Source organism: Vibrio brasiliensis LMG 20546 (assembly GCF_000189255.1).
GTDB classification, from domain to species: Bacteria; Pseudomonadota; Gammaproteobacteria; order Enterobacterales; family Vibrionaceae; genus Vibrio; species Vibrio brasiliensis.
The window spans coordinates 36,715-55,094 of record NZ_AEVS01000101.1; the positions used below are offsets into that span (position 1 = coordinate 36,715).

Below are 18,380 nucleotides of genomic sequence, written 5' to 3' on the forward strand. Positions count from 1 at the left end.
AAAAAGCAGCGATTAATCGCTGCTTTTTTAATGCCTGAAACAGTCGTTCTGGATGAAGTGATCAATCTGCTGGGGAACCAGAGAGGTGTATATCAAACTCGTGTGACTGCTACGAATCTCAACGTGGTCTGTCATACCGACAATTTTGGTTTCATCGACGGTTACTGTACCGTCGGACATCATCTTATTATCCATCATCAGTAAGGAACGGGCTCCTAAAGGTAGGGTTCCTGCGATGCAGCCAAGCTTTTGCGGCAGGGTCCAGTCACTTTCGTGCTTCTGTAAGCCAAATGATGGTGCATTTCCCAGTATCACACTCATACCTAGCTCCTGAATGCGGGTAACAATTGAAGCCCCCTGGATTGGAGAGCCAATTGTGACGACATGGGATACTTGCTGCTCGCTAAACTGGCGAGACTCAAGATAGTGTTTGATCACCAGTCCACCAAGGCTATGACCCACTAATATATTTGGCATCTCAGATGACAAAGCGTTATCTATTCGCTCGAAGACCGTTTTCTCATCAATAGCCACACTGTTATACGAGAGAATTTTTGTTCGGTAGCCGAAATCTCGGAGCCGATGACTGAGCGGCTGCATGACCATCCCGTGCATATATAGACCATGTAAGATAATGATTTTCATACGACTCCCTACAACATTTGGTGTGAAGTCATCTAACCATTTTCGGCAAAGAAAAGCATCTAAAAAAATATCAGATTGTGTGAGTTTGTAGGCTTATGCGAGTGAGGGGAAATAACAAAGAAAAACGGGCAGTTAGTGATTCGCTAACTGCCGGAAATAGGCTTTACGCGTAAATCTTACCGTGGGAATAGAGCACAGCGTAGCCCGATACTACGACGCGCTCCGGCTCAACGTGACAGTATAAAACGCCACCACGCTTTGAGGCCTGATATGCTTTAAGGTTCGATTTTTCTAAACGCTCAGCCCAAAAGGGGGCTAGTCCGGCATGGATTGAGCCTGTAACAGGGTCTTCGTCACCACCATTTGCAGGCCAGAAGTAGCGCGAGACAAAGTCATATTCGTCTCCGGCAGCGGTGGCGACCACATCATAAGGAGCAAGCTTTTTTAAATGCTCGTTATTGGTTTGTAGATCGATAACATCTTGCTCGTTGTTATAGATGGCAAAATAAGCTTGCTGATTTCTGAGCACCTCTACTGGCTGGATAGATAACCCTTCAGCCAGATCAGATGGTGCGGCTATTTCTATCGGCTTGAGCAAAGGAAAAGTCATAAAGATGCGACCTGTCAGGTCATGGTCAACAACCAATTGGCCAACGTGAAGTGTCTCAAAGCGAATGATTTCACCTGCGTCAAAATGATTAAACAGAACATAAGCTGACGCTAGTGTTGCGTGACCACAGAAATCGACTTCACATAAAGGAGAGAACCAACGAATTTCGTAATGATTCTCACCGATTGGCTTGATGAATGCAGTCTCGGACAGGTTGTTCTCAGTCGCGATGTTCTGCATCAGTTGTTCGTGAGGCCACTCGTTGACCGGAACTACCGCTGCAGGGTTTCCACTGTATTTCCGCTCAGTGAAAGAATCACATACAAATACTTCGTATTCCATAGCTACTCCTTGCTGTTGGTTGTTGATGTATATGCTATTAATTGGATAGCGTCATTATGACGCTTTCCAACTACCCAAGTCTTAGCAAGAGTGCAGAGTTGAGGTCAAGATCTAAGTGATTCATACTTCTGTTGCAATCGTTCGAACACTATTTCATTAGCTTTCTCACTTTATTGTGCCTGACTGACTTCATCCACCAAATAGAGGATCGATTGATACGGCACACCACTATGATGAGACAAGCCTATTTCACAAGTACGACTATTACTGAAACCGCGCTGACACCCCTCGGGTACCTGTTCTTTTAGTGGATGAACGGCTGCCTGATTGAGTTCTGGTGTGGTGAAACCCTTATCACCAGCCCAGCCACAGCAAGAGATATGCTCAGGCACAACCACATCTGATACACACGCTTTGGCTAATGAGATCATGGTGTTATCCAGTCCCATACGACGAGAGCTACAAGTGACATGCAGCATTACCGTCTCTTGCTTTTGTGTAATAGTTAAGTGTTCCAGTAAATACTTTGCGACAAAACCCGCAGGCTCCAGTACCTCCATTGGCTTGGTGAAGTTCTCAATACTGCGCTTAGCGCAAGGACTGGTGTCCATCAGAACCGGGTACTCGCCTTCGTAACTTGCTTTCCACAACGCATTTTCCAGCTGTTGCGCTTTCGCCATAGCGATATCAGTCATGCCTTTACTGTCGTAGGGCATGCCACAACACTGATCATCAAGTGAGTCTGGGATGATCACTTCATATCCAGCTTTCTTAATAAGTGACAATGTCACCTCGGTCAGTGAGCGTTGGTCAGCCGCATCTTTTTGTTGTCCCATTGTCCTTGATGCACATGAAGGAAGGTAGACGACCTTTTTATCTGAACGTACTAACAACTCCATCGCTTTGGTTAACTTATGACTGTTTGCTTGTGGTGTTTCTGGCAACCAAACCGGGGTCTTATTGTTGGCAATCTTGCGTACGCCATTAGTCAGAGTGGATACACTGCTTTCACCTAACACTTTAACGGCGATCTGATTGGCCTTTAACGAGCCTCTGGTTAAAGCAGTGGTGGTTGCAAAATGGTCTGCTGTCCATTTAGCAATCGGCGTAAATTTCTTGTACTTAGCGGTTCTCAGCTGTTTAACCAAGTCGCCGGTGTTGATACCAACAGGGCATCTATCTGCACACAAACCCGTGGCTGCACAGGTGTCGATACCCTGATATTCAAAGATCTGTTCTAACTCTGTAGCTGCGGTCTCTTCGCCAAGAGCACGACGTTGCTGCAGTTCACGATAGAGCACAATACGCTGGCGAGGAGAAAGGGTTAAAGTGCGCGACGGGCAGACAGGCTCACAGAAGCCACATTCGATACAGCGGTCAACTAGTGGGTCTGCGGCTGGCATCGGCTTGAGGTTTTCGATATGAGACAGTGGATTATCATTGATGATAACGCCGGGGTTAAGTAATCCTTGTGGATCGAAAAGCGCTTTGATTTTTTGCATCAATTGATAGCCAGCTTTGCCCCATTCCAGCTCAACATAGGGTGCCATGTTACGGCCAGTACCATGCTCTGCTTTTAGAGAACCCTGATACTTAACCGCGACCAGATCAGCGACGTCGTCCATAAAGTTACCGTAGCGCGTCACTTCCTGTTGAGAGTCGAATCCTTGGGTGAAGACAAAGTGAAGGTTACCTTCAAGGGCATGGCCAAAGATGATCGCTTCACTGTAGTCGTATTTATCAAATAGAGCCTGAAGATCGCGTACGCCATTGGCGAGGTTTTCAACCGGGAAGGCGACATCTTCAATAATGACTGTTGTTCCGACTTCGCGTACTGCTCCCACCGCAGGGAACATGCCCTTGCGTATCCCCCATAGGGTGGCAACGGTTTTCGGATCCAGTGTGAACGGGACTGATTCAATGATGTTGTAATCAGACAGTGATGCCATGATCTGCTGACATTGCTCATCAATATCCGCTTGATTGCTGGCATGAGTTTCTACCAGAATCGCCGCGGCCTCAAGATCGAGAGTTTGAATAAACTCTGGCATTCCAGGCTTGTCGGCTACAGAACGAAGGGCACGTCCGTCCATCAGCTCAACCGCTGCCACAGGGGTATGCGACAAGGTAGTGACGGCCTGACATGCTTGTTCAATGTCGGCAAAGACTAATAGGGTTGAGGCTTTAAAATCATGCTCGATTACAGTGTTGTAAGTAATTTCTGCGATAAAGCCCAAAGTGCCTTCAGAGCCAATCATCAGGTGCTCTAGCACTTCAATAGGATCGCTAAAGTCGACTAAGGCGTTCAACGCGTAGCCCGTGGTGTTTTTGAGGCGATATTTATGCTTAATCAGTTCACGCAGTTCATCGTTTTGTTGAGTCTCTTGCACCAGAGCGTTTAGGCCTTCGATGATGTCTGGGCGAGTAGTCTTAAATGCGCTGATGCTTTGCTGGCTGGCGGTATCTAATAGTGTACCGTCGCTGAAAACGACTTTAATCGAGTCGATAGTTCGGTAAGAATTCTGCGCGGTTCCACAACACATACCGCTGGCGTTATTCGCCGCGATACCACCAATTTTACAGGTGTTAATTGAGGCTGGATCAGGACCAATTTTGCGCTTAAAGGGGGCCAGATACTTGTTAGCGTCTGCGCCGATCACGCCTGGCTGGAGAAGAATTTTATCACCATCATCGATGATCTGGTGGTTACGCCAGTCGTCGGTCAGGGTAATAAGAACTGAGTCGGAAACAGCCTGACCGGATAAGCTGGTACCAGCAGCGCGGAAGGTAAAGTGAATATTCATTTCGCGGCAGCACTGGATGGTGTAAATCACTTCATCAAGTGTTTTAAGGCGTAATACGATGCGAGGAATAAGGCGATAAAAACTGGCATCGGTGCCGTAAGCGAGGCGTTTGGCGTGTTGAGTGATGATGCGCTTTGGATCTATCTCAACCGCAAGCAGAGACTGTAACTGCTGGTAAAGACCATCGCGGTTTGAATCGGTAGTATGGTTCGACATGTTGGCTTCCTTGTGCATGCTGCTGTCGGTATTATTTTTTCTTTTCAGCAGTTTAAAGGTGCCACAGCTAAGATGTTTTGGCTATGACACCTATCGTCATTATTTGATGTTAACCAGTGAATCGCGACCAAGATCTTGAATGCTCTTAGCTCCGGTCAGAGTCATGGCGACACGCATCTCTTTCTCATACAGATCAAGCAGGTTTTCTACGCCAGCCTGACCTTGAGCGGCAAGGGCGTAAACAAAAGAGCGACCAAGTAAGGTACAGTCGGCGCCCAGCGCCAGCATACGAACCACATCAAGACCAGTGCGGATACCAGAATCGACAAAAATCTTCAGATCACCTTTTACTGCATCTGCAATGTTTGGCAGAGCTTTAGCGGTAGAAAGAACACCGTCGAGCTGACGACCGCCGTGGTTAGAAACAACAATGCCATCAGCACCAAATGAAACTGCGTCTTTCGCATCCTGTTCGTCAAGAATGCCTTTAATCACCATAGGACCATCCCAAAAATCGCGAATCCACTCGAGGTCTTTCCAACAGATTGACGGGTCAAAGTTAGCGCCTAACCAACCAATGTAGTCTTCTAATTTAGTTGGTTCGCCACGATACGTAGAGATATTGCCCAGATCATGAGGTTTACCAAACAGACCCACATCAAAAGCCCAGCTTGGGTGACGCATTGCCTGAAAAACTCGGCGTGCTGCAGCGTTTGGACCGCTCATGCCAGAGTGCATGTCCCGATAACGCGCACCGGGTACCGGCATATCAACCGTAAATACGAGTGTGGTAACACCTGCGGCTTTAGCACGCTCAAGAACGTTTTTCATAAAGCCACGGTCTTTGAGTACGTAGAGCTGGAACCACATCGGACGTTCAATGGCAGGTGCAACTTCTTCGATAGGGCAGACAGAGACTGTCGACATTGTAAAAGGAATGCCTTTATTGGCTGCTGCTTTTGCTGCCTGAACTTCACCGCGACGAGCGTACATGCCAGTTAGACCGACAGGAGCGAGGGCAATAGGTAACGAAAGCTTTTCGCCGAATATCTCAGTATCCAGACTCAGATCTTCCATGTTATTTAGCACACGCTGCTTTAGCGCGATGTCAGCGAGATCTTCAGTGTTTTTACGTAGAGTGTGCTCACCATAAGAGCCGCCATCAATATAGTGAAATAGAAATGGAGGAAGCTTGGCTTTAGCGGCGGCACGGTAATCAGTTGAGGCAGAGATAATCATAAAGTCATTCCTATTAATCTTTTTTCAGACCCCTTTCTTTGAAGGGTTAGTATGGTCGACATCTTAAGTAAGGTGGCGTTAATACTCCTGGAATTGCTAGCGTTTTCACATTCGCAAGGTTCTTGTCAGGGGATTAGAGTATTAACGCCATAGAACAAGTAGTTATTGCATTAGTGCGTCAGTAATTTGCAGGCCGTAAATTGCGACCAGACCAATTATCCCTGTCACTACCAGGTAGTAGATTGTCGGAATAATCGTTTTACGTAGCGTTGCTCCTTCACGACCTAGCAGGCCAACGGTTGCTGATGCTGCGACGACGTTGTGAATAGCAATCATATTACCCGCTGCCGCGCCAACGGCTTGTAGTGCGACGACTACGGCACTCGAAATGGTCAGGGTTTGAGCGACTTCAAACTGGAACTGGCTAAACATCATATTAGATACGGTGTTTGAACCGGCGATAAACGCCCCTAATGCACCTACAGTTGCACTTAGTGCAGGGAAGGCGTCACCAACTAAGCCAGCGGCAAAGTTAGCGGTAGTAACAGGCATGCTTGCCAGATCTGCACCGTTAATTCCTGAGTTGATGAAAATACGCACCATAGGGATGGTGAATACAAGCACAAAACCAGCACCGATCAGTGTCTTGCTTGATTCACCAAACGCTTTAGCCAGTGGGGCAGCACTACGTGATTGCAGTAGCACCGCAATCAGAGCAACAAACACCAGAATACCGCCCGGAAGGTATAGAGGCTGAATGGCCGCGCTGATACCAGTTTCTCCGAGGATGTTGCTGAATGAAAGGCTGACACCGACTAACATTGCTTTGAAGTCTGCGCTGACTCGGCTGGCAACCAATACAACCGCCAGAAGCACATAAGGTAGCCAGGCTAGCGCCATGCTCATAGGTTTAGAAGTGCTCTCTTTGAGGTCGATTTTCAGGGAACCTAACCATTCAGCAGGCCATTTGTTTTCATCTTCGAAATCCCACGTTGATTTTGGCACTAAGAATCCACGTTTTGCTGCAGAGACTACGATTGACAGGCCAACCAGACCACCAATTAACGATGGGAACTCTGCGCCGAGGAATACACCGGTAAGAGCATATGGAATGGTGAATGACAGACCAGCGAAGATAGCGAATGGAAGGATATCAAGACCTTCGCTCCAGCTGCGGTTTTTACCGAAGAAGCGTGTCAGCATCATTGCCATCAGTACTGGCATCAATGTGCCAACACCTGCATGAATAAGCGCCACACTTGAAGTGATTTGCTGTAAGTACGCGTCCCATGTCGAGCCGTTTGCCAATAATGCTTCACTAATGTTGTGTGTATCCAGGCCTTTGTTAACGCCGACGATAATCGGTGTACCAACAGCGCCAAAAGATACCGGGGTTGACTGGATCATCATCCCCATCAAAACAGCTGCCAGGGCAGGGAAACCAATAGCGACCAGTAATGGGGCTGCAATGGCTGCCGGTGTGCCGAAACCAGATGCCCCTTCAATGAATGAACCAAAACACCAGGCAATGATAATCGCCTGTACACGGCGGTCAGGGGAGATATTGGTGAATCCGTTACGAATAGTAGAGATTGCGCCAGTGTGTTTTAAGGTGTTAAGCAAGAAGATTGCACCAAACACAATCCATAGTACAGATACGGTAATTCCTAATCCCTGGAAAACCGACGCCAGTACGCGTGTCGCTGACATATCCCAGGCGAATAGGGCAATGACAACAGTTAAACCAAATGCCACAGGCATGGCACGTTTTGCAGGCCAGTTCAGGCCGACGAGTAGTATGGCTGCCACCACAATTGGTGAGAAGGCCACGAGAGCAAGCATTGTTTCACTCATTGGTACATCCTTTACGTTCTTTAATCTGGGCTCTTCGAAGCCTCTTAGATTTTATACTTGTGACAATTTTGTTAAGTTGCGGTGAATTTACCCCTTTATTTTTTATTGATATAGGGAAATAATGAAAATAATTAATTCCAAAAATGACATAATCGATGCGAGCAGATGACTTAATCCTGTTTTCTCAGGTAGTAGAATTGGGTAGTTTTAGTAAGGTTGCTGAAATAAATAACCTTACAAATTCGGTAGTTAGCAAAAGAATTGCCCGATTAGAGGAAGAGATTGGCGTTCAGCTATTATATCGCACAACGCGTAAATTAACCCTCACTGAGGCGGGCAAAGCGTTAACCAGTGGTGCCAAAAATGTGAAACAGGCCGCCCAAGAGGCTATGGATGCAGTTTCAGGCTTTGGTGAAAATGTCAGTGGTCATATCAAGATGTCGGTGCCGTCAATCTCCGGTGATTTGATTCTGGCTGACGCGGTGGCCGAGTTTTGCAACCTCCATCCTGGGCTGTCAGTGGATATGTCGCTCGATAATCGCTTTGTTGATCTGGTGGAAGGGGGTTATGACTTAGTGATACGCACTGGTTATCTTGAAGATTCCTCCCTGATTGCCAGACATATTTTAGATTCTCAATGGGTAGTGTGTGCATCACCGTCTTATATTGCCCGCAATGGAAAGCCTATCGAGCCGCAAGATTTAACTCTGCATAATTGCCTGCAGTATGCGTATCAAACTACCGGTGCCAGTGAATGGGAGTTTAAATCTGAACAGAGTAACTACATTATCAGAGTCAGTGGTAGTTTCTCGACCGATAACGCTACTGCGCTGCGCAAAGCCGCTCTGGGTGGTCATGGTATTGCTTACGTGCCCCGTTGTCTGGTTTATCACGATATCCGCAATGGTCAACTGGTGGATTTGTTTCCTGAGCAGGTAGGTAAAAAGCTCGGTATTTATGCGGTTTATCCTTTTACCCGCCAACCGCCAAATAAAGTGAAATTACTGATTGAACATATACGAGCACGTTATTTGGCTATCTCACACTACTTTTAAATATCGCCCAATTAACTTGTACGAAAAGTAAGATTTTTTGTTGATAGATTGCTTTTTTATTCGGGCCGCTCTTAGTATTGACGTTACGTCTTATATAAAGGAGTGGCGTATGGAAAGGATAACCATTTCTCAATTGTCACAAAAATCTGACGAAGAAATTAATCAGTTTAAAGGTGAGATTATTTCGGATTATATATCCTCGGACAAAGTGAGTTGGAGAAATAAGAAGTTTGCATTGGATCAACAGAAAATAATCGATGAGATGATTGAAACGGTCCCGGTCACAGACTCTGCACTACCTCTTCTCCTGACTGAACTTACTTCAAAGCTTGGCTTGTTGCATGAATCTTTAGCTGAATTGAAACGGCTACAAGATCAAGCGATACAGCGAGGGGAGCGGGATGAGAATAAATAAATTGAGCGATATTATTTAGGCTATTTTTCTGGCTAACAATAATAATTGCCAAAAGTGTAAACGGATTAATAAATCGTTTGCTGTTCGATTCCTGTTCTATGGATATAAAAATAGCCGACGCTTCCATGCGTCGGCTTTTTCGTCGGCGGCCAAACCGAATTATTTAAGTCTAGGCGGCTTCAGTGGATTCTTCCAATTCAAATGACGCAGCAATAAGTTTCTTGGTGTAATCACTGCTCGGATTATGGAAAATATCATCAGCACTGCCATGTTCCATTACCGTGCCTTTTTGCATCACCAACACTCGATCGGATAGCGCTTTAACCACGCTGAGGTCATGGCTGATAAAGACAAAACCAATGTTGTGTTTCTTCTGCAAGTCTTTGAGCAAATCAATCACCGTTAACTGTACCGAGCGGTCGAGTGCAGAAGTCGGTTCATCAAGCAGGATGAATGACGGCTCCAAAATAAGCGCACGGGCAATCGCAATACGTTGACGCTGGCCACCGGAAAATTCATGCGGATAGCGGTTGATTGAATGGGGATCGAGACGAACTTCTTCCAGTGCTTTGCGCGCACGTTCCATACGCTGCTGCTTAGTCAATTGAGGCTGGTGGACCGTTAGCGCTTCAGTAATGATGTCACCGACGGTCATACGTGGTGAAAGTGAGCCATAAGGGTCCTGAAACACCATTTGTACATCTTTCTTCAGTTCAAAACGCTGTTGTTGTGTCAGTTGGCTAACATCCTGCCCTTTAAACTCGATGCGACCTGTCGACGGAAGTAGCCCTATCAGTGCGCGGCCAAGTGTTGATTTACCTGATCCTGACTCACCAACAATGCCAAGCGTCTCACCTTGTTTAAGTTCAAGAGAAATACCTTTAACCGCTTCAAAATATTGAGCACGACTCGGTAAGAAGTGATTCTTAACCAGGAACTTGACGCGGATATCGTCAGCTTTGAGTAGAGCAGGTGCATTAGGCTCAATAGGATCCTTACTACCGCTTGGAATCGAATTGATCAGCATTTGGGTGTACTCGTGCTGAGGGTTAGCAAAGAGCTCACCACATTGGCCTTCTTCAACTACGTCTCCTTTACACATGACGATGACGCGATCGGCTAGATGTTTAACTACGCCTAAATCATGGGTAATGAACAGGATAGACATCCCCATTTTTTGCTGAATCTCTTTGATTAGATTAAGCACCTCCGCTTGCACGGTTACATCCAGTGCAGTGGTAGGTTCATCAGCTATAAGTATGTCTGGTTCATTAATTAACGCCATTGCAATCATGATGCGCTGTAACTGACCACCTGAAAACTCGTGAGGATACTTGCTGTATGCCTGCTGTGGGTTCGGCAAATGGACCAGATCAAATAACTCAAGCACCTTCTGTTTCGCTTGTGAACGACTAACGCTACGATGACATAAAATGGCTTCAGCAACTTGAATACCAACGCGCATAAATGGGTTAAGGGAGGTCATTGGCTCCTGAAAAATCATTCCGATGCGGTCACCACGAATTGTCTGCATCTCTTGCTCTGATTTATCAAGCAATTGTTGGTTCTCAAACTCAATGCTGGATTGTGAATGAACCAATGCATTATTTGGTAGCAGTTGCATTAGAGCGTTGGTCGAAACGGATTTACCACTTCCTGACTCACCAACGATGGCGAGTGTTTCACCTTTAAGCAAATCGAAACTGACATTTTTTACGGCATCAACAATACCATCGTTAGTGGTAAAGCTGACGGATAGGTTACGGACCTTAAGAATCGGCATCTGTGACATTATATTTCCTTATTAATTAACACAGTACGAGCTTTCCAGTGCTGCGTTGTGTTGTTTCAGTGTCGAAAAGTAGTGATGTGCCTTTTGCACATGCTCAAACTCAAGCATCCAATGAGCGTTGCGTTGAGCGCTACAAAACGCACCTAAGTGACGTAATAAATCTTCACACTGAATTTGAATGACTCGCTGAGTGGCGTGGACTAAATCATGGGACTCAATCGATACAAACTGTAAATGGGCATATGTTTGATTAAGCAGATCAAATGCCTGCTGATGCTGACCCATTTTGTTGAGGATCTCCGACTGAGACACAGTAGCGTCTCTGAGCCCGGTGATTAGGCAACTAAACTGGCAGGGCTTGGTGTTCTCATCAAACAGGGCATCTTGCAGATGGGAAGGTAAGTGAGAGAGCACAATTTCATACAGATAGTGCGCTTCTGGCCAATGACCTTGTTCTAGTAATTGCTCTGCTTTTAGATAATGTGTCCAGCACTGCTGTAAATCCATGCCTAAATACTCCGCTGTCATTTCAATCTGCATATTTAAATGCAATTCATTAACCAATGCAAATAATTATCATTTAAATGATGAAATTATTATGATTGTGATGAAAAAGTGAGCAGTTAAACGTGAATTGGCTGTAAGTCACTAAAATATATAAAAATCTAGCCTAAACTAGTTTCTATATAACCATAACAACAAGGATAGAGTGATGACGATTCAAAGACTTGAAGCGAACCAGCTATATCTAGCAGCTGAGTTAGAAAAACTACAAAGCAAGTCGACAAAAGAGTTGGCGCCTATCGATGAGATTGTAGGTCAGGAGAGGGCGCAAAAAGCGGTCGAATTTGCGATGTCGATTAAAGAGAAGGGCTATAACATCTACGCGATTGGTCAGAACGGCCTTGGTAAGCGGACAATGATCTTACGTTACCTCAATCGCCACAAACATGATGAGAGTGAGCTATTCGACTGGTGTTATGTCGCCAATTTTGAAGACATTCGTACACCACGTGTGTTGAAGCTTCCTTGTGGGGTGGGGAGCAAACTTAAGCAAGATATTGAAAAGCTGACGTCGAAACTACTTAACGCGATGCCACTGGCTTTCGATAACGAACTCTATTACAGCAGGGCAGATAAACTGAAGAATCAGCTAGCCGCTAAACAAGAAGCTGAGCTAGAGGTGATCACCAGAAATGCAAAGTCTAAAGGAATCAGTTTAACTATCACTACTCAGGGCGATTATCAGTTTGTCGCGATGAATGGTGATGAGTTACACAGCGAAGAGACGTTTGATGCACTGAGCAAAAAAGAGCAGGAGTACTTTGGCGAAACCATCGACGCGCTTGAAGTGAGTCTGAGAAATATGGTTCGTCAGCTCACTGAGTGGGAAGAAGCGTACAGCGAGAAAATCAAGAAACTCAACGACGAAGTAACTCTTGATGTGATTACCCACTTTATTAAGCAGCTGAAGAAGGACTACTCAGGCTATCCTGCGATTAAAACTTACTTAACCGAGCTTCAGCAGGACATCGTAGAAAATGCCGATATCTTCCTTGAGCAAGGCGCAGAACAAGGTGAGGTTGCCAGTGCTTCACTGGATAAGAAACTCCCACGCCGATACAAGGTTAACGTCTTGGTAAGCCGCAAAAATAGTGAGTTTCCGATCGTTGTTGAAGAGAACCCAAACTATCACACCCTGTTTGGTTACATTGAGACAGCAACCTTTAAAGGCACGGTATTTACTGACTTCTCACTGATTCGCCCTGGCAGCTTACATAAAGCCAACGGCGGCGTGCTGCTAATGGATGCACAGAAGGTTCTGGAACAGCCCTATGTATGGGATGGCTTGAAACGTGCGCTGAGAGCCCGTCAGTTAAGCTTCACATCGCTGGAAAAAGAGGTCACTTTAACCGGTACAGTCTCTCTTGATCCTGAAGCGATTCCACTTGATGTTAAGATCATTCTGTTTGGTGATTACCGCACTTACCAGTTGTTGCAACACTATGATCCGGAGTTCAGCGAGTTGTTCCGTGTGACCGCTGACTTTGAAGATGAGATGAAGCGTGATGCTGACTCTGAGCTGCAATACGCCCGTTTTATCTCAAGTGTGGTGAATGACAACGGTATGTTGCATTGTGATCGCAAAGCGATTGCCCGAATCATTGAGCACAGTTCAAGGCTGGCAGGCGACCAGAACAAGATTTCGCTCCACTCTGCCAACATCGCTAACCTGTTACGCGAATCTAACTATGTCGCCCGACAAGCTAACTCGAACATGATTCGTTCAAGTCACGTTGAAGAGGCACTAGCCAACCAGGAGCTGCGTGTTAGCCGTCTCAAAGATAGTGTGATGGAGAGCTTTATCAACGGTACGACCTTGATTCATACAGATGGTGAGGCGATTGGACAGGTCAACGCGCTTTCGGTACTCAGCACCAGTGAGTATATGTTTGGCGCTCCAAACCGAATTACCGCCACGACCTGCTACGGTGAAGGTGAAGTGATCGATATTGAACGTAGCGTTGATCTGGGTGGCAGCATACACTCTAAAGGCGTGATGATCCTGACCGCGTACTTATCTTCGGTATTTGGCAAAACGGCTAAGGTACCACTCAGTACCACCATTACCTTCGAACAGTCTTATGGCGGTGTTGACGGTGATAGTGCAAGTATGGCGGAGTTCTGTGCTGTGGTTTCAGCCTTCTCGAAACAACCAAACCGACAGGATATTGCAATTACTGGCTCAATGAACCAGTTTGGCGAGTCTCAGCCAATCGGCGGTGTGAATGAGAAGATTGAAGGCTTCTTCGATGTTTGTACTATCAAAGGGCGAACAGACCAGCAGGGTGTTGTGATCCCTCGTTCTAACATGCATAACCTGATGCTACGTCCTGATATCGTCAAAGCGGTTGAGAAGGGTGAGTTCCATATCTGGGCCATTGACCATGTTACGGAAGCGATTGAGTTGTTTACTGGTAAGCCTGCGGGCACACCTAGTGATGAGGGAAGCTACCCGATCGATACCATTTTTGGTATTGCTCAGGCCAAACTCAACGCCCTTCGCAAGTAAGTGAAACGTTAAGCAGAGAGCCCCATATACGGGGCTCTTTTTGTATGTAGTGGTTATAGCTCGAGAACTTCGTTTCCTGACGCAACGCCTTTAGCGAAGGCATCAATATTACCCAGCGTAGTCTCAGCAATATTGCCCAGCGCCTCATTGGTGAGGAACGCCTGATGGCCAGTAAACAATACATTGTGACAAGCTGACAGACGACGGAATACATCATCGACAATCACATCATTTGACTTATCCTGGAAGAACAGCTCTTTTTCATGCTCATAAACGTCTAAGCCTAGCGCTCCGATACGGCCACGTTTGAGCGCTTCTACCGCAGCGGCTGAGTCAAGTAAACCGCCACGACTGGTGTTTACAATCATCACGCCATCTTTCATTTGTTCAAATGCTGCTTCATCAAGCAGGTGATAGTTGTCTTGTGACATTGGGCAGTGAAGGGTAATCACATCACTATTGGCAAACAGATGCTCCTTAGAGCAGTAGCTAGCACCAAGCTCAATTGCTAAAGGATTTTCATAAGGGTCATGGCAAAGAATATTCATGCCCAGACCTTTAAGAATACGCATGGTAGCGATACCAATTTTACCTGTTCCAATCACACCGACAGTTTTACCGTAGAAGTTAAAACCCACTAAACCTTCTAGGTTGAAGTTAGCGTCACGAGTACGCTGGTACGCTTTATGGAAACGGCGGTTAAGGCTCATCATCAGGCCTACGGTATGTTCCGCGACTGATTCTGGTGAATAGGCGGGAACGCGCACAACCTGAATACCTAGCTGTTTCGCACTCTCAAGGTCGACACGATCGAAGCCCGCACAGCGCATGGCGACGACTTTAACACCTTGCTCGGCGAGCGCTTCAAGTACTTGCGACGATAGATCGTCATTAACGAACGCACACACTACCTGACTACCGTGAGCCATTTTGGCTGTTTTAACGGTAAGTGGGAACTCATGAAAGTGGAGGTTAAATCGATACTTTTCGTTAACTTTAGAAAACGACACTTCGTCATAGGATTTAGAACTAAAAACTGCGACATCTAACATTTTAAATACCTCTCAAAAGAGAAAAGGAGAGTAATAACGCCTATTGAATACCTAATTAGACAGAAAATAAACCACGAATTTGTTGGGGTAATTGATAGCTTGCTATTCCATTTAAATAATTGATATATATAGACAGATACATACGGACTGTACGAGTGAGAGATCAATGATTCAGCTAACCCCAATGACACCTGACTATCTGGAAAAAGTAGTGACCTTGAGTGTCGCGCAAGAGCAATTGCCTTACGTTGGTACTATAGAAGAAGTATTACTTAACGCTGATGACAAAGTACACCCTCATCTGGTGTTAGCCGAGGGAGAGGTAGTGGGAATCTTCCTTATTGATACCACCTATAGCGCTAACTACGATTTCTGTCCCGGTGACGGGCTTGGTTTTCGCGCATTTTTAATCGACAGCCGTCAGCAAGGTAAGGGGTATGGTAGTGGGACGATGGCTGAGTTAGCAACTTACCTAAGCCAGCATTACTCAGGCTTTAGCACTGTTTATCTGACCGTTAACTGCAAAAACCACATCGCCTATCAGTGCTACCTCAAAAACGGATTTCAGGACGATAAACAGCTCTATCTGGGTGGCGTAGCAGGACCACAGCACATCCTGTCGATGGCGCTATAGAGATTCACAGCTTTAAGTTGGCATACCGTTCGCCGCTAGTGTTAGAATCACGGCAAATTTTCACTAGTAGTAGTTTTATGAGACATCTAAAGACCACCGTTCATCCTGACTTAGAGCATCTGGATGACAAAATCATCTTTAAACGTAACGCAGCGCGCGCGATTGTTGTCGACGGCGAAGACATTCTTCTGCTGTATACTGAGCGTTACCATGATTACACCATCCCTGGTGGTGGTCTGGACGACGGTGAAGACGTTATTGCTGGCATGGTCAGAGAGCTTGAAGAAGAGACTGGCGCGCAAAACATCCACGGCATCAAGCCATTCGGTATCTATGAAGAGTTCCGACCATGGTACAAAGATGATGCGGATGTGGTTCATATGATTTCCCACTGCTACAGCTGTAAGATTGATCGCCAGCTTGGTGAAACTAACTATGAAGATTACGAAATCAAAAATGGAATGAAAGCGGTGTGGATGAATATTCACGACGCTATTGCTCATAACGAAAAGACCATCGCTGAAAGTCCTAAAAAAGGCATGAGTATCGAACGAGAGACATTCCTGCTCCACCTCATCGCAAAAGAAATGATTTAAGAGTGATGTGATGCAAATCAGAGCCTGCCTAGTGCAGGCTTTTTTGTACCTGACAAAATTCCCCTAGCTTCCTGAGTTGATGCCTGTTAAACGGAAGCCAAATCAATTTGCTCCACAGAAATGTGTAGTTACTCCTATACTTATCCAAGTAATTGAATTATTAATATTAATTAATGATAATTAACCGTATGGCAAATCGGATAGCGACTAAGGGATTAGGATATGAAGAGATGGATGCGCATCGTGCTGGGTGGTATGGTTGCCGCAGGTACGAGCTTTGGAGCTTATGCCAAGATTATCGAAACCACGACTCTGGTGGGTTTTGGAGAAGCAAAATACGCCGATAACTTTGCTCATTTTGATTACGTCAATCCGGATGCTCCTAAATATGGCAAAGTGACGTACGGTCAGATGGGAACTTACGATAATTTCAATCGATACGCGTCGCGTGGAGTCGCGGCGGCAGGAAGTGGCCAGTTGTACGATACACTGATGTATTCTCCGAGTGATGAGATTGACGCCTACTATCCACTTATTGCCAGCAAAGCGCGCTATTCCGACGATTTCATGTGGTTGGAACTCGATATTAACCCTAAAGCTCGTTTCCAGGATGGCAAGCCCATTACCGCCCATGATGTTGCGTTTACCTTCGATAAGTTTATGACCGAAGGTGTACCCCAATACCGTTCATATTACAAAGCCATTAAGTCTGTCACTGCAAAGTCTGATCATGTCGTGCGGATAGAGATGTCTGAACCAGATAGAGAGAAACTCTTCAGTTTCGCACAGTCTACTCGCGTGCTCCCTAAACACTTCTGGCAAGACAAGAAGTTTTCTGAACCTCTCAATGAGCCACCAATAGGCAGTAGCGCGTATAAGGTTACCGACTACAAACCAGGGCAGAGTGTGACTTATACATTAGTCAAAGACTACTGGGCTAAAGACCTTCCCGTGAACGTCGGTCGTCACAACTTTGAACAGGTTCAGTACGACTACTACCGTGATGATACGGTCATGCTAGAGGCCTTTAAAGCGGGGGAGTTTGATATTCGTATCGAGAGTGAACCTAAGTTCTGGGAGAATTCGTATACGGGGTCAAACTTTGACAAGGGGTATATTAAGAAAGAAGTGATCCCTCATTCTCAGCCACAGCAAGCCAATGGTTTTGTCTTCAATATTCAAACCGACGTATTTAAAGATCCTAAAGTACGTGAAGCCATCACGTATGCACTCGATTTTGAGTGGATGAATAAGAACCTTTTCTATAGCGAAAACAGCCGTACGCGTAGTTACTTCCAGAATACGGACTACGCATCAGTAGGCTTGCCATCTGAAGCAGAAAAAGCGGTACTTGAGCCTATTAAGGATAAGATTCCTCCGCGTGTATATACGGAAGAGTATCAACCACCTAAAACAGACGGTTCGGGGCGTATTCGTAGCCAAATGCGAACGGCGTTTAAGCTGTTTAAACAGGCGGGTTGGGAGTTGAAAAACAAAGTCATGACCAACACCAAAACCGGGGAAGCGATGCAATTTGAGCTTCTGATTTACAATCCGAATGTGGAAACTTATGCGATCCCATTCCAGAAGAACCTCAAGTCAATGGGTATTGATATGAAGATCCGCACAGTGGATCGGACGCAATACATCAAACGTCTACGTGATCGCGATTTTGATATGGTCTCTTCGCGCTACTTTGCTAACCCTTATCCAAGCTCAAGCTTAATGATTGTCTGGAACTCACAGTTCATTGACTCGACCTACAATACCGCTGGTGTCATCGACCCGGCTGTCGACTACCTGACTCAAGAGATTGCGGACAATCAACAGAACCCAGAGAAGTTACTCGCTCTGGGGCGAGCATTCGATAGGGTACTCCAGTGGAACTTCTACATGGTTCCTCAGTGGCATTACAGTAACTACCGCGTTGCGACATGGGATAAGTTTGAGCGACCAGAGATTCGACCAGAGTATGACTTGGGTGTTGATACTTGGTGGGTGTCTAAAGAAAAAGCTGCCAAACTTCCTGAGAAACGACGTTAGTCGAGGCATT

General features: G+C 45.9%; 14 protein-coding genes. 6 read left to right on the forward strand and 8 right to left on the reverse strand.

The features are described 5' to 3' along the window. Window positions 1–27: 27 nt before the first annotated feature. From RH46_RS18690 to RH46_RS18710, 5 genes are all read right to left on the reverse strand, one after another. Entirely contained in the window at window positions 28–645 is a 618-nt protein-coding gene (locus tag RH46_RS18690; protein WP_006881086.1) for an esterase/lipase family protein, read from the reverse strand. Between the two features lie 163 nt (window positions 646–808). Next, window positions 809–1,597 carry a PhzF family phenazine biosynthesis protein gene (locus RH46_RS18695; RefSeq protein WP_006881087.1) on the reverse strand — a complete coding sequence of 263 codons (789 nt, stop codon included), beginning with the start codon at window positions 1,595–1,597 and terminating at the stop codon, window positions 809–811. A gap of 170 nt (window positions 1,598–1,767) precedes the next feature. Further along, window positions 1,768–4,617: an FAD-binding and (Fe-S)-binding domain-containing protein gene (locus RH46_RS18700; protein WP_006881088.1), complete on the reverse strand. Its 2,850-nt coding sequence runs from the start codon at window positions 4,615–4,617 to the stop codon at window positions 1,768–1,770. Between the two features lie 99 nt (window positions 4,618–4,716). Further along, a complete protein-coding gene (gene lldD / locus RH46_RS18705) occupies window positions 4,717–5,856 on the reverse strand; it encodes an FMN-dependent L-lactate dehydrogenase LldD (RefSeq protein ID WP_006881090.1) in 1,140 nt (379 codons plus the stop codon). A gap of 162 nt (window positions 5,857–6,018) precedes the next feature. After that, window positions 6,019–7,710, reverse strand: coding sequence for an L-lactate permease (locus RH46_RS18710; RefSeq protein ID WP_006881091.1), 1,692 nt, complete (start codon window positions 7,708–7,710; stop codon window positions 6,019–6,021). A 155-nt stretch (window positions 7,711–7,865) separates the two neighbouring features. On the opposite strand from RH46_RS18710, the gene RH46_RS18715 reads away from it, so the two are divergent. Then, window positions 7,866–8,765: a LysR family transcriptional regulator gene (locus RH46_RS18715; protein ID WP_006881092.1), complete on the forward strand. Its 900-nt coding sequence runs from the start codon at window positions 7,866–7,868 to the stop codon at window positions 8,763–8,765. A gap of 109 nt (window positions 8,766–8,874) precedes the next feature. After that, a complete protein-coding gene (locus tag RH46_RS18720) occupies window positions 8,875–9,180 on the forward strand; it encodes a hypothetical protein (protein ID WP_006881093.1) in 306 nt (101 codons plus the stop codon). 169 nt (window positions 9,181–9,349) lie between these two features. Here the strand turns inward: RH46_RS18720 and RH46_RS18725 are convergent, their stop codons facing one another. Beyond that, the gene (locus RH46_RS18725) at window positions 9,350–10,972 is read right to left on the reverse strand and encodes an ABC transporter ATP-binding protein (RefSeq protein WP_006881094.1); all 1,623 of its coding nucleotides are present in this window, start codon (window positions 10,970–10,972) and stop codon (window positions 9,350–9,352) included. Between the two features lie 12 nt (window positions 10,973–10,984). Further along, window positions 10,985–11,479 carry a hypothetical protein gene (locus RH46_RS18730; RefSeq protein ID WP_006881095.1) on the reverse strand — a complete coding sequence of 165 codons (495 nt, stop codon included), beginning with the start codon at window positions 11,477–11,479 and terminating at the stop codon, window positions 10,985–10,987. Window positions 11,480–11,684: 205 nt separating this feature from the next. Here RH46_RS18730 and RH46_RS18735 point away from each other — a divergent pair, with 205 nt between their 5' ends. After that, window positions 11,685–14,045: a Lon protease family protein gene (locus tag RH46_RS18735; RefSeq protein WP_006881096.1), complete on the forward strand. Its 2,361-nt coding sequence runs from the start codon at window positions 11,685–11,687 to the stop codon at window positions 14,043–14,045. A 53-nt stretch (window positions 14,046–14,098) separates the two neighbouring features. Here RH46_RS18735 and RH46_RS18740 read toward each other — a convergent pair whose 3' ends face one another. Beyond that, on the reverse strand, window positions 14,099–15,097 hold the full coding sequence (locus RH46_RS18740; RefSeq protein ID WP_006881097.1) for a 2-hydroxyacid dehydrogenase: 999 nt from the start codon (window positions 15,095–15,097) through the stop codon (window positions 14,099–14,101). Window positions 15,098–15,263: 166 nt separating this feature from the next. Between RH46_RS18740 and RH46_RS18745 the strand changes: the two genes are divergently transcribed. From RH46_RS18745 to RH46_RS18755, 3 genes are all read left to right on the forward strand, one after another. Continuing rightward, complete coding sequence (locus RH46_RS18745) at window positions 15,264–15,731, forward strand: GNAT family N-acetyltransferase (protein WP_006881098.1); 468 nt, start codon at window positions 15,264–15,266, stop codon at window positions 15,729–15,731. A 77-nt stretch (window positions 15,732–15,808) separates the two neighbouring features. Beyond that, the gene (locus tag RH46_RS18750; protein ID WP_006881099.1) at window positions 15,809–16,327 is read left to right on the forward strand and encodes an NUDIX hydrolase; all 519 of its coding nucleotides are present in this window, start codon (window positions 15,809–15,811) and stop codon (window positions 16,325–16,327) included. A gap of 222 nt (window positions 16,328–16,549) precedes the next feature. After that, window positions 16,550–18,370, forward strand: coding sequence for an extracellular solute-binding protein (locus RH46_RS18755; RefSeq protein ID WP_040896241.1), 1,821 nt, complete (start codon window positions 16,550–16,552; stop codon window positions 18,368–18,370). The last annotated feature ends 10 nt before the right edge of the window (window positions 18,371–18,380 follow it).